The sequence below is a fragment of the Ruminococcus flavefaciens genome (genome assembly GCF_900143025.1).
Taxonomy (GTDB): domain Bacteria; phylum Bacillota; class Clostridia; order Oscillospirales; family Ruminococcaceae; genus Ruminococcus; species Ruminococcus flavefaciens_I.
The window spans coordinates 12,490-35,063 of sequence record NZ_FRCT01000015.1 but is presented as its reverse complement, the minus strand read 5'-3'; the positions used below and the strand labels follow the sequence as shown (position 1 = coordinate 35,063).

The 22,574-nt window shown below is 45.5% G+C and carries 21 protein-coding genes; 2 read left to right on the top strand and 19 right to left on the bottom strand.

The genetic code is table 11. The features are described 5' to 3' along the window. Nucleotides 1-88 precede the first annotated feature (88 nt). Together BUB28_RS13355 and BUB28_RS13350 are read left to right on the top strand one after the other, a co-directional pair. A complete protein-coding gene (locus BUB28_RS13355; RefSeq protein ID WP_072952046.1) occupies nt 89-1,684 on the top strand; it encodes a CTP synthase in 1,596 nt (531 codons plus the stop codon). Nucleotides 1,685-1,697: 13 nt separating this feature from the next. Continuing rightward, nucleotides 1,698-3,785, top strand: coding sequence for a glutamine synthetase III family protein (locus BUB28_RS13350; protein ID WP_072952045.1), 2,088 nt, complete (start codon nt 1,698-1,700; stop codon nt 3,783-3,785). Between the two features lie 90 nt (nt 3,786-3,875). Here BUB28_RS13350 and BUB28_RS13345 read toward each other — a convergent pair whose 3' ends face one another. The 19 genes from BUB28_RS13345 to BUB28_RS13255 all read right to left on the bottom strand — a co-directional run bounded on the left by BUB28_RS13345 (nt 3,876) and on the right by BUB28_RS13255 (nt 22,392). Next, a complete protein-coding gene (locus BUB28_RS13345) occupies nt 3,876-4,331 on the bottom strand; it encodes an S-ribosylhomocysteine lyase (RefSeq protein WP_072952044.1) in 456 nt (151 codons plus the stop codon). 4 nt (nt 4,332-4,335) lie between these two features. Beyond that, the gene (locus tag BUB28_RS13340) at nt 4,336-5,502 is read right to left on the bottom strand and encodes a pyridoxal phosphate-dependent aminotransferase (protein WP_072952043.1); all 1,167 of its coding nucleotides are present in this window, start codon (nt 5,500-5,502) and stop codon (nt 4,336-4,338) included. Nucleotides 5,503-5,681: 179 nt separating this feature from the next. Continuing rightward, the gene (locus BUB28_RS13335; protein ID WP_072952042.1) at nt 5,682-7,022 is read right to left on the bottom strand and encodes a phenylacetate--CoA ligase family protein; all 1,341 of its coding nucleotides are present in this window, start codon (nt 7,020-7,022) and stop codon (nt 5,682-5,684) included. Between the two features lie 132 nt (nt 7,023-7,154). Continuing rightward, nucleotides 7,155-8,048, bottom strand: coding sequence for a thiamine pyrophosphate-dependent enzyme (locus tag BUB28_RS13330; RefSeq protein WP_072952041.1), 894 nt, complete (start codon nt 8,046-8,048; stop codon nt 7,155-7,157). Next, nucleotides 8,038-9,210, bottom strand: a complete 1,173-nt coding sequence (locus BUB28_RS13325) for a transketolase C-terminal domain-containing protein (protein WP_072952040.1) — start codon at nt 9,208-9,210, stop codon at nt 8,038-8,040. Before BUB28_RS13325 ends, BUB28_RS13330 begins: the two co-directional genes overlap by 11 nt. After that, nucleotides 9,207-9,500, bottom strand: coding sequence for a 4Fe-4S binding protein (locus BUB28_RS13320; protein ID WP_072952039.1), 294 nt, complete (start codon nt 9,498-9,500; stop codon nt 9,207-9,209). Before BUB28_RS13320 ends, BUB28_RS13325 begins: the two co-directional genes overlap by 4 nt. Then, nucleotides 9,497-10,012 (bottom strand): 2-oxoacid:acceptor oxidoreductase family protein, encoded by a 516-nt coding sequence (locus BUB28_RS13315; protein WP_072952038.1) that lies wholly within the window; start codon nt 10,010-10,012, stop codon nt 9,497-9,499. The genes BUB28_RS13320 and BUB28_RS13315 overlap by 4 nt, the downstream gene beginning before the upstream one ends. A gap of 103 nt (nt 10,013-10,115) precedes the next feature. Further along, entirely contained in the window at nt 10,116-11,027 is a 912-nt protein-coding gene (locus tag BUB28_RS13310) for a LysR family transcriptional regulator (protein ID WP_072952037.1), read from the bottom strand. A gap of 48 nt (nt 11,028-11,075) precedes the next feature. Next, nucleotides 11,076-11,987 (bottom strand): PLP-dependent cysteine synthase family protein, encoded by a 912-nt coding sequence (locus tag BUB28_RS13305; protein WP_072952036.1) that lies wholly within the window; start codon nt 11,985-11,987, stop codon nt 11,076-11,078. A gap of 10 nt (nt 11,988-11,997) precedes the next feature. Continuing rightward, the gene (locus tag BUB28_RS13300) at nt 11,998-13,158 is read right to left on the bottom strand and encodes a trans-sulfuration enzyme family protein (RefSeq protein ID WP_072952035.1); all 1,161 of its coding nucleotides are present in this window, start codon (nt 13,156-13,158) and stop codon (nt 11,998-12,000) included. A 106-nt stretch (nt 13,159-13,264) separates the two neighbouring features. Then, the gene (locus tag BUB28_RS13295) at nt 13,265-14,161 is read right to left on the bottom strand and encodes a class I SAM-dependent methyltransferase (protein ID WP_072952034.1); all 897 of its coding nucleotides are present in this window, start codon (nt 14,159-14,161) and stop codon (nt 13,265-13,267) included. Between the two features lie 685 nt (nt 14,162-14,846). Then, nucleotides 14,847-15,767: an ABC transporter permease gene (locus BUB28_RS13290; protein ID WP_072952033.1), complete on the bottom strand. Its 921-nt coding sequence runs from the start codon at nt 15,765-15,767 to the stop codon at nt 14,847-14,849. Next, complete coding sequence (locus BUB28_RS13285; RefSeq protein ID WP_072952032.1) at nt 15,764-16,582, bottom strand: ABC transporter ATP-binding protein; 819 nt, start codon at nt 16,580-16,582, stop codon at nt 15,764-15,766. The genes BUB28_RS13290 and BUB28_RS13285 overlap by 4 nt, the downstream gene beginning before the upstream one ends. Then, nucleotides 16,569-17,768, bottom strand: a complete 1,200-nt coding sequence (locus BUB28_RS13280; protein WP_072952031.1) for an ABC transporter substrate-binding protein — start codon at nt 17,766-17,768, stop codon at nt 16,569-16,571. The genes BUB28_RS13285 and BUB28_RS13280 overlap by 14 nt, the downstream gene beginning before the upstream one ends. A gap of 308 nt (nt 17,769-18,076) precedes the next feature. Then, nucleotides 18,077-19,189: a nucleotidyltransferase domain-containing protein gene (locus BUB28_RS13275; protein ID WP_072952030.1), complete on the bottom strand. Its 1,113-nt coding sequence runs from the start codon at nt 19,187-19,189 to the stop codon at nt 18,077-18,079. After that, on the bottom strand, nt 19,176-20,897 hold the full coding sequence (locus BUB28_RS13270) for an ABC transporter ATP-binding protein (RefSeq protein ID WP_072952029.1): 1,722 nt from the start codon (nt 20,895-20,897) through the stop codon (nt 19,176-19,178). Before BUB28_RS13270 ends, BUB28_RS13275 begins: the two co-directional genes overlap by 14 nt. A 58-nt stretch (nt 20,898-20,955) precedes the next feature. Beyond that, the gene (locus BUB28_RS13265; protein ID WP_072952028.1) at nt 20,956-21,399 is read right to left on the bottom strand and encodes a S24/S26 family peptidase; all 444 of its coding nucleotides are present in this window, start codon (nt 21,397-21,399) and stop codon (nt 20,956-20,958) included. Further along, entirely contained in the window at nt 21,392-21,652 is a 261-nt protein-coding gene (locus BUB28_RS13260; RefSeq protein WP_139277561.1) for a PqqD family protein, read from the bottom strand. Before BUB28_RS13260 ends, BUB28_RS13265 begins: the two co-directional genes overlap by 8 nt. Nucleotides 21,653-21,657: 5 nt before the next feature. Further along, on the bottom strand, nt 21,658-22,392 hold the full coding sequence (locus tag BUB28_RS13255; RefSeq protein ID WP_072952026.1) for a hypothetical protein: 735 nt from the start codon (nt 22,390-22,392) through the stop codon (nt 21,658-21,660). Nucleotides 22,393-22,574: the final 182 nt, after the last annotated feature.

Below are 22,574 nucleotides of genomic sequence, written 5' to 3'. Positions count from 1 at the left end.
TGCGTGCATTATCACACAAATCCAAAAATCTCCCGAATGTTCGCAGAACGCCTTTATCATAAATGTATTTCAAGGAGCATAAAAGTAAATGTCAAAGTTCATTTTTGTAACAGGCGGAGTCGTATCGGGACTCGGCAAGGGCATAACAGCCGCTTCTCTTGGCAGACTTCTCAAGCAGAGAGGCTACAAGGTAACTATCCAGAAATTCGATCCCTATATCAATGTTGACCCGGGTACTATGTCCCCATTCCAGCACGGCGAGGTATTCGTTACCGATGACGGTGCCGAGACCGACCTTGACCTCGGTCACTATGAGCGTTTCGTGGATGAAAATCTGTCGGTACACTCAAATGTAACTACAGGAAAGATATACTGGAACGTTATCACAAAGGAACGCCGCGGCGATTATCTCGGCGGTACTGTGCAGGTAATACCTCACATCACAAATGAGATAAAGGACAGAGTTTACAGTGCAGCCAACGAAGCAAACGCTGATGTGGTAATAACCGAGATAGGCGGTACTGTAGGCGACATCGAATCCACTCCCTTCCTTGAAGCTATCCGTCAGGTTGGCACCGAGCAAGGACGTGAGAATGTATGCTATATACACGTTACCCTTGTCCCTTATATCACAGGCTCTGAGGAACTTAAATCCAAGCCCACCCAGCATTCTACAAAGGAGCTTCTTTCAATAGGTATACAGCCTGATATCATCGTATGCCGCACCGAAAAGCGTATCCCCGATGATATGGCTGAAAAGATAGCACTTTTCTGCAATATCCGCAAAGAGGACGTTATCCAGAACCTTACGGCTCCGTCACTGTATGAAGTTCCGCTGTGGCTTGAAACTGAAGGCCTTGCTCACTCGGTATGCCGTCATCTCGGAATTACAGATAACGCTCCCGACCTGACAGAGTGGACGGAAATGGTACGCCGCGCAGAAAGCGCACACAAAAATGTAACTATAGGACTTGTTGGAAAATATGTAGAGCTCCACGACGCTTACCTCTCAGTCGCAGAGGCTCTCCGCCACGGCGGTATCGTAAATGATGCGGCTGTAGAGATAAAATGGATAGACTCCGAGGAGGTAACTGCTGAAAATGCAGCAGAGATATTCGCAGATTGCAGCGGACTGATAGTCCCGGGCGGATTCGGTCACAGAGGAGTCGAGGGCATGATAGAAACTATCCGCTATGCCCGTGAAAATAAAGTACCGTTCTTCGGTATATGCCTCGGTATGCAGATGTCGGTCATCGAATATGCAAGAAATGTATGCAACCTAAGCGGTGCAAATTCAGCCGAATTCGGAGAAACTCCCTACCCTGTCATAGACATTATGGACGAGCAGAGAAATATATCCGAAAAAGGCGGCACAATGAGATTAGGACTTTACCCATGCAAGCTTGCGGAGAATTCAAGATGCCGCAGCATCTACGGTGACGAGCTTATATACGAACGCCACCGCCACCGCTACGAATTCAATAATGCATTCCGAAAGGTACTCACATCAAACGGACTTCATATTGCAGGTCTTTCACCTGACGAAAAGCTCGTTGAAATAGTTGAACTGCCCGATCACCCGTGGTTCGTGGGAGTTCAGTTCCACCCCGAATTTAAATCAAGACCAAATAAACCGCATAAGCTTTTTGCGGATTTTATAAGAGCATCGCTCGAAAATGACTAAGGAGGAATTAATTATGGAAAAGATAACAGATTACTTTGGCTCAATGGTATTCGATGACAGAATCATGAAGGCTACACTTTCAGAAAAGGTGTACAAGTCACTGAAAAGAACTATCGACAGAGGAACTCCTCTCGATATATCGGTTGCAAATGCAGTTGCTGCTGCTATGAAGGACTGGGCAATCGAAAAAGGTGCAACTCACTATACACACTGGTTCCAGCCAATGACAGGTGTTACAGCCGAGAAGCACGACAGCTTCATCAGCCCTGCTCCTGACGGACGTGTTATTATGGAGTTCTCAGGCAAGGAGCTTGTAAAGGGCGAGCCTGACGCTTCATCATTCCCTTCGGGTGGACTCCGTGCTACATTTGAAGCAAGAGGCTATACGGCATGGGATCCTACTTCATATGCTTTCATCAAGGACGGTACACTTTACATTCCTACAGCATTCTGCTCATACACAGGTGAAGCTCTCGACAAGAAAGTACCTCTCCTGCGTTCAATGGAAGCACTCAATAAACAGGCTCTGCGTATCCTCAAGCTCTTCGGCAATGATAAAGTTAAGAGCGTCAAGACATCAGTTGGTCCAGAGCAGGAATACTTCCTCGTTGACCGCGATATGTGGAAGAAGAGAAAAGACCTTATAATGACAGGCAGAACCCTTTTCGGTGCTATGCCTCCAAAGGGTCAGGAAATGGACGACCACTACTTCGGCTCCATCAAGCCAAGAGTTGCCGAGTACATGGCTGACCTCGACAAGGAGCTCTGGAAGCTTGGTATCCTTGCTAAGACCAAGCATAATGAAGTTGCTCCTGCACAGCACGAGCTTGCTCCTATCTACGATACAACAAATATTGCAGCTGACCACAACCAGCTTACAATGGAAGTAATGCAGAAGGTTGCTTTACGCCATAACCTTGTTTGCCTCCTCCATGAGAAGCCATTCGCAGGAGTAAACGGCTCCGGTAAGCACAATAACTGGTCTATCTCAACAGACCAGGGCGAGAACCTCCTCTCACCCGGTGAGACACCTGCTGAGAACGCACAGTTCCTGCTCTTCCTTGCAGCTGTTATCAAGGCTGTTGACGATTATCAGGATCTTCTCAGACTTTCAGTTGCTACCGCCGGCAACGATCACAGACTTGGTGCTAACGAAGCTCCACCTGCTGTTATCTCTATCTTCCTCGGCGACGAGCTTACAGCTGTTCTCGACGCTATCGAGGCTGATAAGCCATACGGCGGCACAAAGAAAGAAAAAATGCAGCTTGGCGTTGATGTTCTGCCTAAGTTCAGTAAGGATTCCACTGACCGTAACAGAACTTCCCCATTCGCATTTACAGGTAATAAATTCGAGTTCCGTATGCTTGGTTCTTCCAACAGTATTTCATGCGCTAACATTCACCTCAACGCTGCTGTTGCAGAGGAACTGAAGCAGTTTGCAGACAAGCTTGAAAAGGCTAAGGACTTCAACAAGGCACTCCACGATCTTATCAAGAAAACGATCAAGGAGCACAAGCGCATCATCTTCAACGGAAACGGCTACGATGACGCATGGATAAAGGAGGCTGAGAAGCGCGGTCTTTGCAACTATAAAACCACTGCTGACGCTATGCCTCACATCTGCGACAAGAAGAACGTAGAAATGCTTACATCTCACGGCGTATTTACCGAGGCTGAGATCTACTCACGCTGCGATATCATGCTTGAAAACTACATCAAGACAGTCAACATCGAAGCTGTTACAATGGTAGACATGGCACGCAAGGAGATAATCCCTGCTGTTGCTAAATTCGCCGCTGATACTGCTTCTGCTGTCGCAGTCAAGAAGAGCGTATCAAAGGCAGCCTGCAAGTACGAGACAAAGCTTGTTACAGAGCTTTCAGAGCTTATAGACGAAATGGACGCAGCAACTACAAAGCTTGAAGCTGCTGTTACAAAGCTCAAGGGCATAAGCAAGATAATACCTGCTTCCGAATTCGTTCGTGATACAATGCTCCCGGCTATGGATAAGCTCCGCAGTGCTGCTGACAAGGCAGAAACAGTTACAGCTGAGGACTACTACCCATTCCCAACATACGACAAGCTCCTCTTCGGAGTATGATGCTTCCCTTGAAACCCTCTCAAGTATATATAAACAGAACAGCCTCAGATCTCAGGTCTGCGGCTGTTTTGCATTTATAGCTTTGAAAGCTCAGTATTTCAGTTTTTCTGCTGTATAACCATCAAGCACTTTAAGCATATCCTCTGCAACTGCCTTTGCGCCGTCGAGGTCATGTTCAAGATAGTTTCCGCACTCCTTACGCTCCGAGCCAGGTATCTTTCCGCTGAACTCAGCAACGAAACGGAAGCTGTCCTGTACAAGCTTTATTGCATTTTCGCTGCTCACATTATCACGAAGTATCAGATAAAATCCTGTACGGCAGCCCATAGGTCCCACATAGATAACACTGTCGGTATACTCGCTGTTACGTGCATAGGTAGCAAATAGATGCTCGAATGTATGGAGAGCACCGTTATTGAGATAGTCGCCGCCATTTGGCTTTTTCATTCGTATATCATAGGTTACTGCATCGCCGTCGATACGGGAGATATACATTCCCTTTTCAAGCTTGTCATGGTCAACTTTAAAGCTTGCGATAGTTTTCATATTCTCACTCCTTAGGCATTTTCTTTCTTATATCGCCAAGACGATCAAGAGCGTTTTCAAGAGTCTCATTCTTTTTCGCATAGTGGAAACGTATGTAGCGGTTCTCAGGCTCCTTGAAGAAGCTTGATCCGGGAACTGCACCAACCCCCACATACTCTGCTAATTTTTCACAGAATACAAGGTCACTCTTGTAGCCAAATTCGGAAATATCAAGGAGTATATAATAAGCTCCCTGCGGTATCGTATGCTGTATCCCGATTTCGTCAAGTCCTTTCAGGAAAAGATCACGCTTTTCGGTATACTTGTCCTGTAACCACTTGTAATAGTCATCACCGAAACGAAGTCCCGTAACGGCAGCCTCCTGCAACGGTGCAGCCGCACCTACTGTAAGGAAATCATGCACCTTTTTCACGGTATCAATGATATGCGGCGGAGCTATAACGTAGCCAAGTCTCCAGCCTGTGATAGAATAGGTCTTGGACAGTGACGAGCATGAGATAGTCCTCTCCCACATATCGGGAAGGCTTGCAAAATAAACGTGCTTATACGGAGCATAAACGATATGCTCATAGACCTCGTCTGTTATAACAAAAGTATCGTATTTCTTTGCAAGATCAGCAATTATCTGCAATTCCTCAAGTGTGAACACCTTACCGCAGGGATTGGAAGGATTACAGAGAATAAGAGCCTTCGGGTGCTGCTTGAAGGCTTCTTCAAGTACATTTGCATCAAAACTGAACTCGGGCGGTATCAGCGGAACGTAAATAGGCTCTGCACCCGAAAGTATTGTATCTGCACCGTAATTCTCATAAAACGGCGAAAAAACAATGACTTTGTCGCCCGGATTTGTGACGGACATCATTGCTGCCATCATAGCTTCGGTACTTCCGCAGGTAACGACTATCTCACCGTTAGGGTCGATATTGCGTCCCATAAGACGTGACTGCTTCTCGGCAAGAGCCTCGCGGAAGTTCTGAGCTCCCCATGTTATGGAATACTGGTGGAAGTCCTCATTAGTTACCTGTGCAAGGCGGTCAAGTATCTCTCTTGGGGGCTCAAAATCAGGAAAGCCCTGAGAAAGATTTATAGCGCCGTATTTATTGGAAATTCTCGTCATACGTCTGATGACGGAATCGGTAAATGTCGCTGTACGATTGGATAATTCTGGCATAAAAATCCTCCTATTTCAAAAATTAGGAATTCAGAATGTTGAATTGGAAATTAATGGAGTCCGCCTTACGGCGGACGAATTTGAATAAATTTCAATCCGTTGGCAAAGCCAACTCCTAAATTCCGAATTCCTAATTCCGAATTCCGAATTACATAAACATATTAAAAATTATATCACAATCAAATATTATAGTCAATATTTCTCTCGTCAATTACACGTCTTGACTTATGCTCTGAACGTGTATTAAGTCCGCCGTCCGGGTGAACTATTACCTTGTCAGGCTTAACGCCTATACGTGCTTTAAGTGCTGCACTTACTTCTGCTGCAACTGTTGCATCGTCCTTGGCAACGCCTGATGCCTTTTCTACCTCAACAGCATATTTGCTTGTGAAGTCTCTCTCAAAGATACGGATAAGGTACTCACCTGTCAGGTCGCTCTGCTCACGGATAACAGCTTCGATATCGCTTGGGAATACGTTAACAGCTGAAACGATGAACATATCGTCCTTTCTTCCGAGGATACTAATTCTACCGTGTGTACGTCCGCATTTGCACTTTGTAGTGTCGATACGTCCGATATCGCCTGTCTTGAATCTGATAAGAGGTCTTGCGTGCTTACGGAGAGTTGTGAATACAAGCTCACCAGTCTGACCGGGTTCGAGGACCTCACCTGTGTGGATATCAACTGTTTCAACAAGGATATGGTTCTCAGCAATGTGAAGTCCGTCGTGGTATTCGCACTGTGCAGCGCAGGCACCGAATATATCAGACAGACCGTAGAAGTCAAATACCTCAGCACCCCAGATGTCCTCGATAGCCTTTCTTGTAGCGTCGATAGAGCCACCAAGCTCACCTGCAACGATGATCTTCTTGATGTTGAAGTCCTTCTTCGGGTCATAGCCTGCCTTTAAAGCCTTTTCACCGAGCTGCCAAGCATATGAAGGAGAAGTCCAGATAATAGTCGGCTGATATGTTTTAAGGATAAAGAGAAGTCTCTCACTTGGAAGAGTACCGCCCCAGATACATAAAGCACCAAGATTCTGCGCACCGATTACGTCAGGACCGCCTACATAGAGTGAGAAGTTAAGAGCGTGAACGTAACGGTCATTTGGTCTCATTCCTATCTGCCAGAACCAGCGGCTCTCTGTATCCTGGAACTCATCAAAGTCCTTCTTTGTGAACGGGCTCATTGTAGGAACACCTGTTGAACCTGATGAAGTAGAAATGAATACTACGTCCTCCTCCGGTACTGCTGCAAGCTCTCCGAGGAATGAACCAACGCCCTGTGTGTCACGCTGAGTTTTCTTATTGATGAACGGGAACTTCTCGATATCCTTTAATGTCTTGATATCCTCTGGCTTAACGCCTGCCTCATCGAATGAACGCTTGTAGTAAGGAGCATGGTCGTATGCGAACTTTACGATCTCCTTTAAGTCCTCAAGCTGTCTCTTCTGAAGTTCCTCACGAGGAAGAGTCTCAAGCTCTTCGTTCCAGAATTTGTTGTTTATATCTCTGCTCATAATATTTATCCTCCATTTAAATTTTTCTGACTTTTCATATCTGTTTGGTATGTTTTAATTATACAACGCATTTCCGCATTTGTCCAATACCAAAGGACTATGATTAGCTATAAGCTTTTCCTATAACATTGGTCAAACTGCAAAATTCTTGTTTATGTACTCCCACTTCTTGTCGCGTGAAGCGGTTATGATCTGTATATCCTCATCGGTAAGATGCTTGAAGCGTCCCTGCTTTTTCAGATATGCCTCAACGCTTGAAAACTCCTTGGGCTTATAATTAAGCTTGAATTCGCCGTTTTCGTACTCTGCAAGATACCAGAGTCCGCTTTCAACCACTTCCTTTGCGATCTCCACTGTCTCATCGGGAGCAACTCCCCAGCCTGTAGGACATGGTGCGATAACGTGGATATACTTTGTACCCTGTATCTGTGAAGCCTTCTTGACCTTTGCGATAAAATCAGGAAGATTTCCCACGCTTGCTGTAGCTGCATAAGGTATGTCATGTGCAGCAGCTATCTCGAACATATTCTTCTTTGGGCGGATATTTCCGTGTATATTCGCACCTGCGGGAGTAGTTGTAGTCTTTGCACCAAATGGTGTAAGGCCGCTTTTCTGTATGCCCGTATTCATGTAGGCTTCGTTATCGTAGCATATGTAAATGATATTGTCGTTACGGTCAATAGCGCCCGAAAGAGCCTGTATACCGATATCTGCCGTACCTCCGTCGCCTGCAAAGCCAACTGCTGTGAAGTCTTTATAGCCTCTTGCGCGGAGACCTGCCTCAACTCCCGTAAGCATTGATGCTGTGCCTGCAAATGTTGAGATTATAGAATTATTTGAAAAGCAAAGCTGTGGGAAGTTAAATCCGACAGCCGACATACATCCTGCTGGAAGTACTGATACTGCATTAGGTCCGAGGACCTTCAGTGCAGCTCTTACTGCAAGACTTCCGCCGCAGCCTGCACAGGCTTTGTGTCCGTAGAAAAATTCTTCACGAGAAATGCTGTCTGCGACCTTATTTGCCATTGTCCTCGCCTCCTATTCCGATAAAATTAACACTTTCAGTACCATTTTCGATGTCTTTATAGATTTTTTCGATATCGGCTGCGGAAATATTCCTTCCGCCGAGACCGCCGATAAAGTTGTAGCCTTTCACGCTGACTCCTGCCTTTTTCAGTGCAGAATTCACGTTTGTGAAAACTGTTCCCTCATTGCCGAAGCTTATATCCTTTTCAAGCACTGCATAAGCCTTTGCATTGCTCAAAGCCTCTGCTATTTCCTCATTCGGGAAAGGTCTCATGTAGCGTATGCGGACTACTCCTGCCTTCACGCCCTTTTCACGGAGCTTATCCGCAGTTTCGCGGCAAAGTCCTGCTATACTTCCGAGAGTTACTATTATATAATCAGCATCTTCTGTGCGGTAATTCTCGGTAAGTCCGCTGTATTTTCTGCCGAATATCTCAGCAAATTCCTTTTCAGTCTCAGCTATTACCTTACGAGCCGCAAGAACGCCCTCATGCTCCTTATACTTGAAGATATAATTTGTATCAGGACCTGCCGAGAACGCCATATTCTTCGGGTTATCAAGGTCTATGCGGTTATCTGTCTCATATGGCGGCAGAAATCTGTCTGCCTGCTCCCTTTCGGGGATATCAACTGTCTCATATGTATGAGTGAGCACGAAGCCGTCCAGATTAGCCATAAAAGGCGTGGAAACTGCCTTGTTCTCAGCTATTTTATAGCTCATAAGCGCAAGGTCGAGAGCCTCCTGAGCATTTTCGGCATAAGCCTGTATCCAGCCACTGTCCAGCTGTGAAAGGCTGTCGCGCTGATCTCCGTATATATTCCACGGAAGAGCTGTGGAGCGGTCAGCGTTCATCATAACTATCGGGAAACGTCCGCCTGCCGCATAATAAAGACATTCCGCCATATAAAGGAGTCCCTGCGATGACGTAGCTGTGAAAGCTCGCGCACCTGCGGCACTTGCGCCTATTGCACATGATAGAGCGGAATGTTCAGACTCAACGTGTACATATTCAGCTTTAAGACTGCCGTCCTCAACCATTTCCGAAAGACGCTCAACAACGATAGTCTGTGGAGTTATAGGATAAGCCGAAATTACCTGCGGACAGGCAAGGCGTATGCCCTCGGCAAATGCCTCGTTGCCTGATAAAAACTTTTTGCTCATTTGCGCTCCGCCTCCATTTCAATTGCTCCTATCCTGCATATTTTCGCACATATACCGCAGCCCTTACAGAAGTCATAGTCGATGACTGCTTTTCCGTTATCTATTGATATAACGCCGTCGGGACAGTAAAGATAACACTGCTCGCAGCCCACGCATTTCGCGCTGTTTATAACAGGTCTTATACTTCTCCAGCCGCTGTTGACGGTTGTGAGATAGCCTGCTTCAAAAGATGTATTCTCCGGGACTTCATCAAAGGTGAAGCTCTTTTTCTCTCTGATATACGGTCTCACTTCGCCACCTCCTGCACTGCTCTCAGAAGTGCGTTTATATTGCGCTCCTGTATTTTCTGCGGCATATATCCTTTAATTGCTTCAATAGCATTGTCAGCAGTCACGACCTCCGAAAGTCCCACAAGAAGTCCGAACATGACCGTATTGACCGTAGGAAGTCTGAACTCCGAAGCTATTTTTTCACCGTCAAATGTGAGTACTCCGCTGATATCATTTTTTGAATTTACAATGACATTTCCCTCACCCTTCAGAAGCTCAAGAAGCTGAGGACTGTAAAGCGTATCATCAAGGATAACGATATAGTCTGCCTTTTCTGTCTGACTTCTGTCCACAACAGGCTTTGTATCGAGCTTTGTGAACGCTCTTACGGGAGCTCCTCTTCTTTCGGGTCCGAATGAAGGAAAAGCAAGACCATATTTTTCATCATCATCTATGGTATAGGCTGCTCCGAGGAGCTTAGCGGCAGTAAATGCGCCCTGTCCGCCTCGTCCAAGCCATATTATCTCTTTCATAGCAGTTCTCCTATCATTTTAGTATGAATTAATTATACACCCGTTCTCATCATCTGTCCAATACAATACATCTATGCATGGTTATAGCCTGCAATTATAGCCATTAACCGATATTCAGATACGCCTTCAGCTCATCAATATATATTTCCGCCATTTCGCTGAGTATCACGTTTTTCAGCGTGATATAGCCTATCTCCATTATCTCATCGGAGTCGTCCTCAAAGGGTACTGCGATATAATCCGAACCGTTGAGCTCCTCGCAGATAATTCCCGAGCAAAGGGTATAACCATTGAGACCGATCATCAGATTGAGCATTGTGGCGCGGTCATTTGCCTTGATAGTACGCTGATATTCCGCAGTGCTGAGAATCTCCTCGGCAAGATAGAAGGTACTATTATCGCCCTGCTCAAAAGAAAGACATGGATAGTCCGCAAGCTGCTCGAAGGTTATTTTCTCCTCATTTGCAAGCGGGTGACCATTCCAGAGGTACACAAACGGATTGCACTTAGTCAGTGTATGAAATTCCAGACCGTTTGAATGAAGCAGCTTTGTCAGCGACTTGCGGTTGAAGTCATTGAGATAGATAATGCCTATCTCACTTCTCATAGTTGCAACGTCGCTTATTATCTCAGCAGTTTTAGTCTCGCGGACAGCAAACTCGTACTCGGATGTATCGAACTCCTTTACCATTTCCACGAATGCTTTTACAGCAAAGGAATAGTGCTGTGTCGACACTCCGAACTTCTTTTTTACATTGCCCCTGCTGATATACTTCTCCGCAAGAATATCGAACTGTCCAACTACCTGACGGGCATACTGTATGAACTCTGCACCGTCATTGGTAAGAGTAACGCCTCTGCCGCTGCGGTTGAAGATTTTAATGCCTATCTCCTTTTCAAGCTCCTGCACCGATGAAGTCAGTGAGGGCTGTGAAACATAAAGCTGCTCAGCTGCCTTGTTCATAGAGCCTGTTGCCGATATTGCAAGTATGTATTTAAGCTGCTGTAAAGTCATAATAATTCTCCATTCTTTTTACGGGCGGATATCATCAGTCCCTAAAGACTAATCATATAAGCCTGTACTGAAATAGCGGTCGCCGCGATCGGGGAAAACAGTTACGATATTGCCCTTTGCTCCGCTTTGTATGAGCTTCAGGACTGCCGCCATAGCTGCTCCCGAGGAAGAGCCTGCGATAACGCCTTCTGTTTTAGCAAGTGATCTTGCTGTTTTAAATGCTTCTTCATCGTTTACTTTGATAACACTGTCCACAAGGGACATATCCATAGTCTCTGCAATGAAGTCATTTCCTATGCCCTCAATGTTATAGTCGGAATGTTCACCGCCGCCCATAGTTGAGCCCACAGGGTCTGCAAGTACGCCCTTTGCAGAGGGGACGCGCTCTTTGATATAGCGGAGTATACCGGTATAAGTACCGCCGCTTCCTGCACCTGCCACAACGTAGTCGATCTTTCCGTCGAGAGCTTCAAATATCTCACGACCTGTAGTCTCGTAGTGTGCAAGAGGATTGCTCTGGTTTTTGAACTGCTCCAGCGAAATAGAACCCGGTATCTGTGCCTTTATCTCCTCTGCCTTTGCAACTGCTCCCAGCATACCCTTTTCACGGGGAGTATTTATAACCTCTGCACCAAGTGCGCGGAGGAGAGACTGCTTCTCGGCTGAAAATTTCGTAGGAACTACAAATATTATCCTGTAGCCGCGGTTCAGAGCCGCAAAAGCTATGCCAAGACCTGTATTGCCTGCGGTAGCTTCAACGATAGTGCCGCCCTTTTTAAGAAGTCCCTTTTTCTCCGCATCGTTAATCATGTAAAGTCCTGTTCTGTCCTTTACGCTTCCCGAAGGGTTGTACAGTTCAAGCTTTGCAAAGACATTGACTCCATCAGAACTGACGATATTTCCGAGCCTGACAAGAGGAGTATCACCAATGAGCGACTGCATTGAATCATAGTATCTCATATATATTATCTCACTTTCTCTCGGATTTTGCAATAGCCTGCTGGATATCCGCTAAAATATCTTCAATATTTTCGATACCTATGGAAAGACGGATAAGTCCGTCTGTGATACCGACTTTCTTGCGTATGTCCGCAGGTATCGAAGCATGAGTCATTGATGCGGGGTGGCATACGAGAGACTCCACACCGCCGAGGCTCTCGGCAAGGGATACAAGCTGAAGGCTCTCGAAGAATGTGTTTATATCGTAGTTCTCATGGAGCTCAAAGGATATCATGGCACCGCCGTTCTTAGCCTGTCTGCGGTTGATATCATAGCCCTGACTGCTTTCAAGTCCTGGGTAGTAAACATTCTTCACAGCCTTATGCTCTGCAAGGAATTTTGCAGCCTTTTCCGCATTCTCAACGTGTCTGTCCATACGTACTGCAAGAGTCTTGATGCCGCGGATAAGCAGGAATGAGTCAAAAGGTCCGAGAACTCCGCCTGTGGAATTCTGGATAAATGCTATCTTTTCCGCAAGCTCCTTAGTGCTTACAACAACAAGTCCCGAAACAACGTCGCTGTGACCGCCGAGGTACTTAGTAGCACTGTGAACGACTATATCAGCTCCGAGAGAAAGTGGCTTCTGCAAATAAGGTGTCATAAAGGTATTGTCCACGATAACGAGGAGACCATGCTTATGGGATACATCTGCAATTGCCTTTATATCGGTAACTGTCATAAGCGGATTTGCAGGGCTCTCGATAATAACAGCCTTTACATCTGAGCTTATCTGGCTCTCATAAACTGAAAGGTCTGTAGTATCCGCGATAGTGTATGTGATGTCGAAGTGGTCGAAAACCTTGCTTAAAAGGCGGAACGTGCCGCCGTAAACGTTACTGGAAATAAGCACTCTGTCACCGCTGTGAAGCAGGCTGAGAGTAGCTGTAAGCGCAGCCATTCCCGAACCGAATGCAAAGCCTGCAACTCCGCCTTCAAGCTCCGCAATAAGAGCTTCGAGAGCCTCACGGGTGGGATTGCCTGTGCGTGAATACTCATATCCGCGCATTTTTCCGAGACCGTCCTGCTTGTATGTAGAGGTCTGGTATATCGGGATATTTACTGCGCCTGTGCGCTCGTCAATGGAGATACCTCCGTGTATAAGTGCTGTTTCTGTATTTTTAAAATTGCTCATAATAATTCTCCTTTTTAATCTTGTAGGGGAGGTCGCCCTCGCCCTCCCGAGGTTTATTTGTTATAATAACGTGAGCCCGAGGGCGGGCTCCCCTACAGATATTCGATTATTCGTAATCATATCCTGCGGTGTAGGCAGCAGAGATAAGGCTCACATTTTCAAATGCCTTCAACCCGTCCTGTCTGCCGTCGAAATACTCCTTCTGCACCTTTTCAGGCGGCATATACGTATCTATCTGGAAGCCAAGAGAGTACAGTGCCCTTGATACTTCACTGTAATCATATCCGCCTCGCATTACCTCTCCCAGTTCTTCTGTTATGTTTTCGAGCTTTTCAACTCTCCTCGGGAACTCCCCTGTTTTTATTGGATAGTCAAAAACCAACGCACTGCCGAGAGCCGAAAGCTCCGCCATTTGCTTCAGCGTATCGGTAAATACATCAAGTGTAAGATAATACGTAACTCCGAGTATGCTGAAAAAAGTCTTTTTAGTCGGGTCAAAGCCTGCTGCAAGAAGCTTGTCGCACATTCGCTCACGTTCAAAGTCAACTGAAACGAAATGTACATTAGGACGAATATTCCATTCAAGCTTCTGTATTTTTTCAAGCTTATAGCGCTGAGTATCGGGGTGATCTATCTCGAATATCTCGATATCCTCATTATCATTGCGGAATGAAAATGTATCCGAGCCTGCTCCGCAGATGACATACTGTACTCTGCCGTTTTTCTTTGCGAAGTCCGCAAGCCTGCTCTCATTGAAGTGTATCCTCGAAAGCGGAATGGGAGCGAAATACTCGCTTATTATCTGCTCGGTGTCCTCACGTGAGAACAGCTGTGAACCGTCCAGGCCGCTGCTTATAAGCTCATAAATACTGTCATATTCCTCCTTGCCAAGCATATCGTAGGCAAGATAATCGTCATATATCTTCTGCCGCGCCGTGTTTGAATGCCATGCTCTCACAAAGGCGCATATCTTAGCGGTAACGCTTTCTCTTTCGTCTATCATAGTTTCCTCCATAAAAAATGCGCAGAATGCATACCGCATCTGCGCATAACATTTATACTCGCTTAAAGACTGGAGAAATCGCAACATCGCTGAGCACAAGTATGCAGAATACGGTCATCAATATAATTATTCATACAACAACACTGCATACAACACATAATATTGTTTCTCATGTTCAGCACTCCTTTTCATCAAATCTCTGTATTCCTATCGGAACTGTATGTATTATAACACGGTTCGCCTACATTGTCAATAGGTTTAGACTATATTCAGCAATAGTTATAGAATTATTATATAATTCAGATAGGTTTTATAGATTTTGTTGATCCAGAATTAAGATCTAAGATCTAAGAGCTAAGATTTTAGGGGCAGGCGTTTCGCCACCCGTGCGTATATATAATTTTGTTTGACGGGCAACGGGATATCGCCCCCTACACTTAGTTCTTAGCTCTTAGTTCTTAGTTCTAAAATAAAAAAGCCAAAGAACGAACAATCATCGCTCTCTGGCTTTATCATCTTATATTTTTTCATTCTTTCCACCTTAAAGGGGCGCAGGCTCTGCGCTGTAGGGGCGGATATTATCCGCACGTGTAAAATGTTCTGTAAACGATGTACGATTATCAGCATTGATAAGAGTGAGCGAGTTTACGGGTGCCAACATGGTAAGGGGGCGCAGGCTCTGCGCTCATCGTTTCCACCTTAAAAGTCGGTTCTGGAGCTTATTGAACAGGAAAGTAACACCTATAACAACAAAACCGATAACGAGGAGTCCTGTGATAGCACGTGTATAGTCACCGAAGTCGGAGTAATATTTTACGTAATAGCCCATTCCGTCACGAGCACCTATCATCTCAGCAGATGTAAGGAGTATGAAGGAAACGCTGAGTCCCTGATTGCAGCCTAAGAATATCTGCTGCAAGGACGCTGGAAGTATTACTCTGAACAGCATCTCGTGCTTGCTTACATTCAGCACCTTTGCCGAGTCGATTATCTTCTTGTCTACGCCGAGAACACCGCTCATTGTACCTGCAAATACAGGCCAGAAGGTTGCAAGGAAGATAACAAATACTGATACTGATTTAAATGTAGGAAGAAGTGCGATACCGTAAGGTATGTAAACTATCGGCGGTATCGAGCTGAAAAACTTAGTGATATAAGTTGCAGCTCCGCCTATTCTTGCGCTCCAGCCAATGAAAAGTCCCAGAGGTATAGCAACAGCAGATGCAAGAACGAAGCCCTTAATAGTAGTTCCAAGTGAGCTTACTATATTTGTAAGTATAGCCGATCTGTCCTCAGCGAACTGATGTATGACCTTTCCGGGTGCAGGGAAAAGCAGATCATTCAGTACATTGTACTTTGCCGTAGCAAGTGACCATACTGCAAGAACTACGTATACAAAACCGGTTATATCAAGGAGAAGTGCAAGTCCTTCTTCTTTTTTGATAAATGCCGAAGCCGCAAGAACAACAACTTCAAGTCCGACAGCAAAGGTTATAAGCGAGCTTGTGAAAACTTCCTTTGTTGATTTATCGGGAAGAAGCTGTATTAGCAGCAGAACTATGAAAAGCAGATGTGTTACGCGGAGATAGCGTTTTTTTGCTGTCATAATACCACCTCATCTCCGCCGATACGCTCTGCAATATCGCTGTAGAGCAGTGAAAGCAGCCTGTTTCTGAACTTGCCGTATTCATCGGTCTTTACTAAGTCCTCGCGTCTGCGTGGACGCTCAAATGGTACATTTACAACTTCATTTACTGTACCTGGGTGAGCTGTGAGAACTACTATCTTATCGGAAAGAAGTATAGCCTCGTCAATGTCGTGAGTTACGAAAACTACGGTCTTGCGCTCCTCGCTGCCGTCGCCCTCCCAGAGCTTGAGAAGAAGCTCCTGCAATATAACGCGGTTCTTAGCGTCGATAGCGCTGAAAGGCTCGTCCATGAGAAGTATCTCCGTATTCATAGCAAGTGCTCTTGCGATAGCTGCACGCTGCTGCATACCGCCTGAAAGCTGTGAAGGATACTTGCTGCCGAAGCCTGTAAGTCCAACCTTTGTAAGGAACTCGTCTGCGATCTTAGCGCGTTCACTGCGCTTTACATCGTGACGGGACTGCTTTATACCGAACTCTATGTTCTTTCTTGTAGTCATCCACGGGAACAGCGAGTAGTGCTGAAACACTACTCCGCGTTCTGTACCTGTGCCGTGAAGCTCCTTGCCGTCGATCTGTACCGAGCCGCCTGCTGGAGTATAAAGTCCCTCAAGCACACTTAAAAGTGTAGACTTTCCGCAGCCGCTTGCACCGATAACGCTGACGAACTCTCCCCTGCCAACGCCGAAGGAAACGTCATGGAGTGCGTTGAAGCTTCGCTTGTTCTCTATGTAATTTACCGTGAGATCTTTGATCTCTATCTTATTCGTAGTCATCAAAATGCTCCTTTAATGATGTGTAGATATCATCGGTATTTTCAGCTAAGATGCTTTCGAGAGCCTTCTTGTAGATGTCTGTGTTATAGTGTGGCTCAATATCGAAGTCCTCAGTGTAGCCAAGCTCTACGATAGTATCCTTGAGAGTAAGTGTACCCTGCTTATCAGGATCGGGGCTTGAAACGCTAAATCCGCCGTATACCTCTGTATCTATGAAATCTTCCTCTATGTCGATGTATTTCTTAACGTCCTTGATAGTTTTCTTGTGATCGGTCTGTGTAAAGTGGTAAGCCTTGATAAATGCTCTTTCAAGAGCAGTAAATGTATTCGGATTACTGTTTACAGCAGCTGTCTTAGCGACCTGACGGCAGCATGGCTGATTTTCCAGTGCCTTTTCATGTGCGCAGTAGTAAACTACCTTATATCCCTGAGACTTGGCAAGTGAAGTGTAAGGAGAATATGCAGAAGCTGCATCTATATTCTTGTTGAGAAGAGCTGCATAAGCGTCCTTCTGGCTGTCAAAGTAAACGATATTCACCTTGTCCTTGCCTTCGCCTATCTCAATGCCTGCGTCCTTCAGAAGTATCTGAAGCTCTGCGTCCTGAACGCTGTTCTTTACGGAAGCAACGTTTCTGCCCTTGAGTATCTCAACGCCCTGCTCGTCCTTGTCCGCGAATTCAGACTTTATAACATAGCCGTGACCGTTTGTCATTGCTCCGCCGATAACCGAGATATCATGTCCCTGGCTGAGGAAAGTAAGTGTGGAAACAGAGCCGATGAAAGCAACATCAAGCTTATCGGACTCGATACCGTTTACAAGCTCGGCAGCACTGGAGAACTGTGTAAGAGTAACTTTAAGTCCCTCCTCCTTGAAGTAGCCCTCCTCCTGTGCAACGAATGCGAGCAAATGAGCAGTCGAATTGAGGTAGCCTATGTTCAGATCTGTTTTCTCGGGCTTTCCGAGAGTTGCTTCTGCGCTGTCTCCGCAGCAGTCAGCAATGTTATCCTTGCAGCAGTCCTCTTCCTTGTCCTTGCAGCAGTCTTTTGTTTCCTCAGCTGCTGTAGTTGCTTCTGTCTTAGCCTCTGTAGTTGTTTCTGAACTGCTGCTGTTGTTATTGAATGCACCGCAGCCTGTAAGTAATGAGAGAGCTGCAATTGCAGCGATCACTTTATATTTATTATTCATATTTATCACCTTTCATACCTTAAAAATATTTTCCGAATTATTGATTATTTACCGTTTCAAATGCAACATCGCATTCGCTCCGAATTTAAGATATGTCTGTAATTTTTCATATTTTCTCACTCCAGTATTTCTTTGATGAACTAATCATACCATACCGATAGGTTTTTGTCCAATACGAAACACTTATTGTTTTTTATAGAAAAAAGCTATAAGCTGCAAACTGCCTGTTTAAGCCATAAACAAGAAAAAGCGCCCCCTGTTGATACAGAGAACGCTCATATTTATATGTATTTTTTCAGCTGATCCTATTACTTTTTTCCTATCTGCTTCAGCTGTTTTTTAACGCCTTTTCTGTTAACGGAAGCACCGCGGAAAAACCTGTATACATACGCCGCAGGCAGAAGCAGTCTGCTCTTTTTTGCCCACGGAACAGATGCTCTGACATAATCCGCAGGCGGAAAAAGCCTGTACCTCAGATATCCCAGCTTAGAACCATTGACACGATATTTCATATCGTTTTTTACTCTATTGTCCAGCGTACCATAAACGCCCGACAGGATATAATAGTCAAGAAGCTGCTTTTCCGCATCTGTGAGCGGCTTCAATGAGAACACCTTCATCGCAAGCTCACGGTTATCACGCTCAAAGTCAGCAATATCCAGCCTTTCAAGCTCTTTAGCGATATAATCGAGATCAAGCGAGTCCTTAAATCTGCGCATGAAAATGTATGTATCCAAAAGCGAGCGCACACCTGTACCGCAGCTCGTAAAATGCTTGTATTCATGGGCAGTTATGTAGATATAAAAGTCCTCATCACTGAAATGATAGCCGTATCCGTTATTCTTATCCTTAATAAGTCTGCTTTTCACATCGTCATAATAGCTGTGAAGCTTACCTATATGACCGCCTGTAAAAAGCTCGTTATGCATCTCGAAATTACACACAGGGGGCTTGAAATAAGCATCATCATTATTTTCGCCGTAGTGCTCGCAGGTAAAGCCCATATCGAGCATGAGCGCCTTTATATCCGCCCGTTTTTCACCGTCGCAGAGTATATCATTATCCGACATCTGCCGCATACCAAGCTTAGGATACCAGTCCTTCATGATAGCGCCCTTCAGCGGCATATACCATATCTTTTCATCTTCAAGCCTGCGCAGTACCTTTGCGCGTTCAGCGTCGAGAAGAATATTCTTGCGGATAGCCTTCTCCTTTGCCTGTGAAAAGTCATTGCCCTTGATGCCGACCGACTCCAGAGCGTAGGCTGTACAGGCAGTGAGGATATGGTTCTGACAAACCTCAAAGAGCTTGGGCATATCAAGAGTGTTTATCCGCTCCTGCTTCGGAGTAATACCGTTTATAGCACAAGCTGTAAGGTATATCATGTCCTCGGCATTTTTTCTGAATTCACTCTTTTCCATTTTCTATCACGCCCTTTTCGGTAAATTGCAGTATCCTGTCACATATTTCAAGAGCAGCAGGTCGATGAGTGACTATAACTACAGTCTTATCGGTCATATTTTTCAGATTTTCCAGCACTCTCCGCTCAGTCGCTTCATCAAGAGCACTTGTAGCCTCATCAAGAAGCAGTACAGGACATTCCGAATATACAGCCCTTGCAATGGCGATACGCTGCATCTGTCCCTCCGAGAGACCTGTTCCGCGCTCACCGAGAAGTGTATCAGCACCCTCATCGAGCTCGCTGACAAATCCGTCTGCACAGGCTATTTTCAGCGCATTGCCTATGCGCTCATCGTCATTGCGACCGCTCTTATCAGCAAAGCACACCACGTCGCGGATAGTGCCGCTCATAAGCTGATTTCCCTGTGGAACATATGCAAAAAGTCTGTGGAACTTAGCCGACAGTTCCTCGGTATTTCCGTTTTTATCGGTTATGTAACGCCGTCCGCTGTCAAGCTTGTAAATGCACATGAGCAGCTTCAAAACCGTAGATTTTCCACAGCCGCTGTGTCCCGTAAACGCCACATACTGTCCTTTTCCTATTTCAACGCTGATATTGTCCAGAACTACAGGCATGGTATCCTTGCTAAGCTTACGAACGCTTTCGCCCGAAGGATAATAAGCAAACCTTGCATTATCAAGCCCCAGAGCCTTGAAGCTGCCGCGGTAATAGTCAAGGGTCTCGGCTATATCCATAGCCGTAACGCTGCTGTCGTTATCGAAATCCTCTATTTCCATAAGTCTCTCGGCACTTGCCGTCATAGCGTAAAACTTCGGCAGATAGCCTGTAATATTTGCAAACGGCGACTGTATCTGCGAAATGAGCTGAGTTATTGCAGTAAGCGTTCCGTAGCTTATAGCACCTGTGAGTATACCGTATCCGCAATAGATAACGCCGCCTACATACATTCCCTGCATACCTGTCTGAAAGCCGATATTACAGAGATTAGCAAAACGTGTACGCTTCATGCGTGACTTTTTATGCTCTGACATTTTTTCGAGAGCTTCTTCCTCGGTCTGCTTTTCGGCTGCAAATGAACGTATCATCATCATACTGCCAAGGCGTTCCTGCAAAAATACACGCAGCCTGCCGTCACGCTCCTGTATGCTCTTGTGCAGTCTTTTCAGCACCTTTCTGAAGCCGTATGTAGCAAAAAACAGAACTATTCCCACAGGCAGCAGCACCATTGCAAAGCGATGATCGAGATATATCATCATTGCCATTGCACTTACCATTTTCACGGTCATTCCCGCAAGTCCGGGAAGAATATCCACGCTGTTCTGTGCAACTACTACCGTGTCATTTGTCAGACGATTGAGCCACTCACCTGAGTGCACCGCACTTACTGTCCCGAAATCCTTTGTGAGGATATTGTTGAGCAGCCGCTGCTTGAACAGATTTTCAAGGGAAGAACGGGAAAGCTCCTCCAGCCAGCGTATCAACGCACGCATAGCCACCTGCGCAAGCACCAGAAGTATTACCATTACAACATAGTAAACGAAGCCCTTCCTGTTGCCGTCAACTGCGCTGTCAACGATATTGCGCAGCAGAAGCGCATACAGAACACCGCTTGCACCGTGAAGCGCATTGACTATCATCAGCCAGAGTATGCCCCATTTTTTCCTTCCTGTGACTGCATAAAGCCATTTTACTGCATTACTCTTCATGGAGCATATTCCCATATCGTTTATCTTGCAGACTGACGGTACATAAATAATCCATGACTTATAAATTCCCTTTCTTCCTTTTCATTTTCTGAAGTTTATGAACTGCACGGATAATAAAAGCACGGACAGGAAAAAGATCGCACCACAGATGAACATACAGCCTGTATTTCAGGCTTTTCACCGAGACATCTTTCCCCTTGCGCACTATCCCCGTCAGGACACCTATAATATGCCTGTCTGTGATACCGTACTCCTTTACGCAGCGATTATCGCCGCATATGACATAATCCTCATCTCTTACCTTTAGTATACGATGAAGAACGTACTGTCCGCTGTCACGCTTATAAAGAGGGACGTCGTACTTTTTCAGCCTTCCGCTGACAGGCTCGATCACAACCAGATCCCTGTCCTGCTTGATAAGCGGCATCATACTGTCCCCTTTATTTGTATAGATCAGCTTACCGTTTTTTTCAAGCTGTTCCTCGAAAGTAGACTTATTCATCTAAAGCTCCGATTTTTCTGAGCTGCCCGATTATTTTCTTTACATCACGCTCCATAGCTTCCTTAGGACCGTCGTATTTCTGCTGCATTTTCTCAATTATCTCAGCCTCTGTAGTCTCATTTTCGAGGCAGCCTATGATAAAGCCTGCTGTTTCATTGCTGCGGACAAGTCCCGAAAACTCGCTTGCACCTGTAGATACAAGGAGTTTCTGATCTCCGTCGTCGTGAGTGATAAATGAGTTATTAAGCTTCATAACAATCAACCTTTCATTCCGTTATATGCGACCTGTGCCGCTTCGATATCCATATTGCAGGCGAGCCTGTAAAGCTCCGTATTCTCAGCCAGTCTGTCCACAAGTTTAATGGTTTTCGCCATTTTCAGCGGATCCTGAGGACGGTATACCTGCTGAAGCAGCATCGCATAAGCCTCTGACTTTCCAATACGGACGATACTGTTTTTCTCTCCGCGCGTAAGTATGCACACAGCCTTCAGCGGCACCGATATATTGCAGCCGAGACCGTGCTTTCCGTTGTACGGCGTACCATATGCGGTAACTCCCCTGTCTGTTATCCTGAGCATGGGCTTATCGTCATTGACCATTACCGCTCTTTCGCCGAAATATTCACGCCAAAGCCTTGTATGAGTAGACTTGCCTGTTCCCGATTTTGCAGTGAACAGAAATCCCTGCCCGTCAACTGCTATCACAGAACCGTGAAATACGAAGGTATCATATTCAGGCATTTTCTCGGCTATTTTGCGGTAAACAGCCGTTTCCTCCAGCATATCCTCGGTAAAGTCAGGCAGCGGCAAGCCCTCAAAAGCATATTCCGAATCGGACTTACGCTTTTCAAAAGCAATATCCTCCTGAGCTATAGTCACCGAAAAATCAGCAGGCTCGTCCGTCAGGTATTCCCTGCAATAATGGTGAACCTTTTCGTATATGGAGTTCACTTCTATGACCTTATCAGCCATTTTATAATTATTAGTAAACATTAAACTCTCCAATCATGTATAATGAATGTTTTCATTCATTATACCATAAAAGCGAAGCGTTATGATATAATTGCCCGATTGCAGGGAGCAAATCTTTGATTTGCGTATCTGCAAGGGCTTTAAATCATGTATAATGAATGTTTTACATTCATTATACCATAAAAGCGAAGCGTTATGGTATA

Coding starts and splice junctions, on each gene's coding strand:
- BUB28_RS13255 (WP_072952026.1), bottom strand. CDS start 22,392: ATGTTTACTAATAATTATAAAATGGCTGATAAGGTCATAGAAGTGAAC.
- BUB28_RS13350 (WP_072952045.1), top strand. CDS start 1,698: ATGGAAAAGATAACAGATTACTTTGGCTCAATGGTATTCGATGACAGA.
- BUB28_RS13295 (WP_072952034.1), bottom strand. CDS start 14,161: ATGATAGACGAAAGAGAAAGCGTTACCGCTAAGATATGCGCCTTTGTG.
- BUB28_RS13345 (WP_072952044.1), bottom strand. CDS start 4,331: ATGAAAACTATCGCAAGCTTTAAAGTTGACCATGACAAGCTTGAAAAG.
- BUB28_RS13280 (WP_072952031.1), bottom strand. CDS start 17,768: ATGAATAATAAATATAAAGTGATCGCTGCAATTGCAGCTCTCTCATTA.
- BUB28_RS13290 (WP_072952033.1), bottom strand. CDS start 15,767: ATGACAGCAAAAAAACGCTATCTCCGCGTAACACATCTGCTTTTCATA.
- BUB28_RS13315 (WP_072952038.1), bottom strand. CDS start 10,012: ATGAAAGAGATAATATGGCTTGGACGAGGCGGACAGGGCGCATTTACT.
- BUB28_RS13260 (WP_139277561.1), bottom strand. CDS start 21,652: ATGAAGCTTAATAACTCATTTATCACTCACGACGACGGAGATCAGAAA.
- BUB28_RS13310 (WP_072952037.1), bottom strand. CDS start 11,027: ATGACTTTACAGCAGCTTAAATACATACTTGCAATATCGGCAACAGGC.
- BUB28_RS13270 (WP_072952029.1), bottom strand. CDS start 20,897: ATGAAGAGTAATGCAGTAAAATGGCTTTATGCAGTCACAGGAAGGAAA.
- BUB28_RS13335 (WP_072952042.1), bottom strand. CDS start 7,022: ATGAGCAGAGATATAAACAACAAATTCTGGAACGAAGAGCTTGAGACT.
- BUB28_RS13300 (WP_072952035.1), bottom strand. CDS start 13,158: ATGAGCAATTTTAAAAATACAGAAACAGCACTTATACACGGAGGTATC.
- BUB28_RS13325 (WP_072952040.1), bottom strand. CDS start 9,210: ATGAGCAAAAAGTTTTTATCAGGCAACGAGGCATTTGCCGAGGGCATA.
- BUB28_RS13305 (WP_072952036.1), bottom strand. CDS start 11,987: ATGAGATACTATGATTCAATGCAGTCGCTCATTGGTGATACTCCTCTT.
- BUB28_RS13285 (WP_072952032.1), bottom strand. CDS start 16,582: ATGACTACGAATAAGATAGAGATCAAAGATCTCACGGTAAATTACATA.
- BUB28_RS13265 (WP_072952028.1), bottom strand. CDS start 21,399: ATGAATAAGTCTACTTTCGAGGAACAGCTTGAAAAAAACGGTAAGCTG.
- BUB28_RS13340 (WP_072952043.1), bottom strand. CDS start 5,502: ATGCCAGAATTATCCAATCGTACAGCGACATTTACCGATTCCGTCATC.
- BUB28_RS13355 (WP_072952046.1), top strand. CDS start 89: ATGTCAAAGTTCATTTTTGTAACAGGCGGAGTCGTATCGGGACTCGGC.
- BUB28_RS13275 (WP_072952030.1), bottom strand. CDS start 19,189: ATGGAAAAGAGTGAATTCAGAAAAAATGCCGAGGACATGATATACCTT.
- BUB28_RS13330 (WP_072952041.1), bottom strand. CDS start 8,048: ATGGCAAATAAGGTCGCAGACAGCATTTCTCGTGAAGAATTTTTCTAC.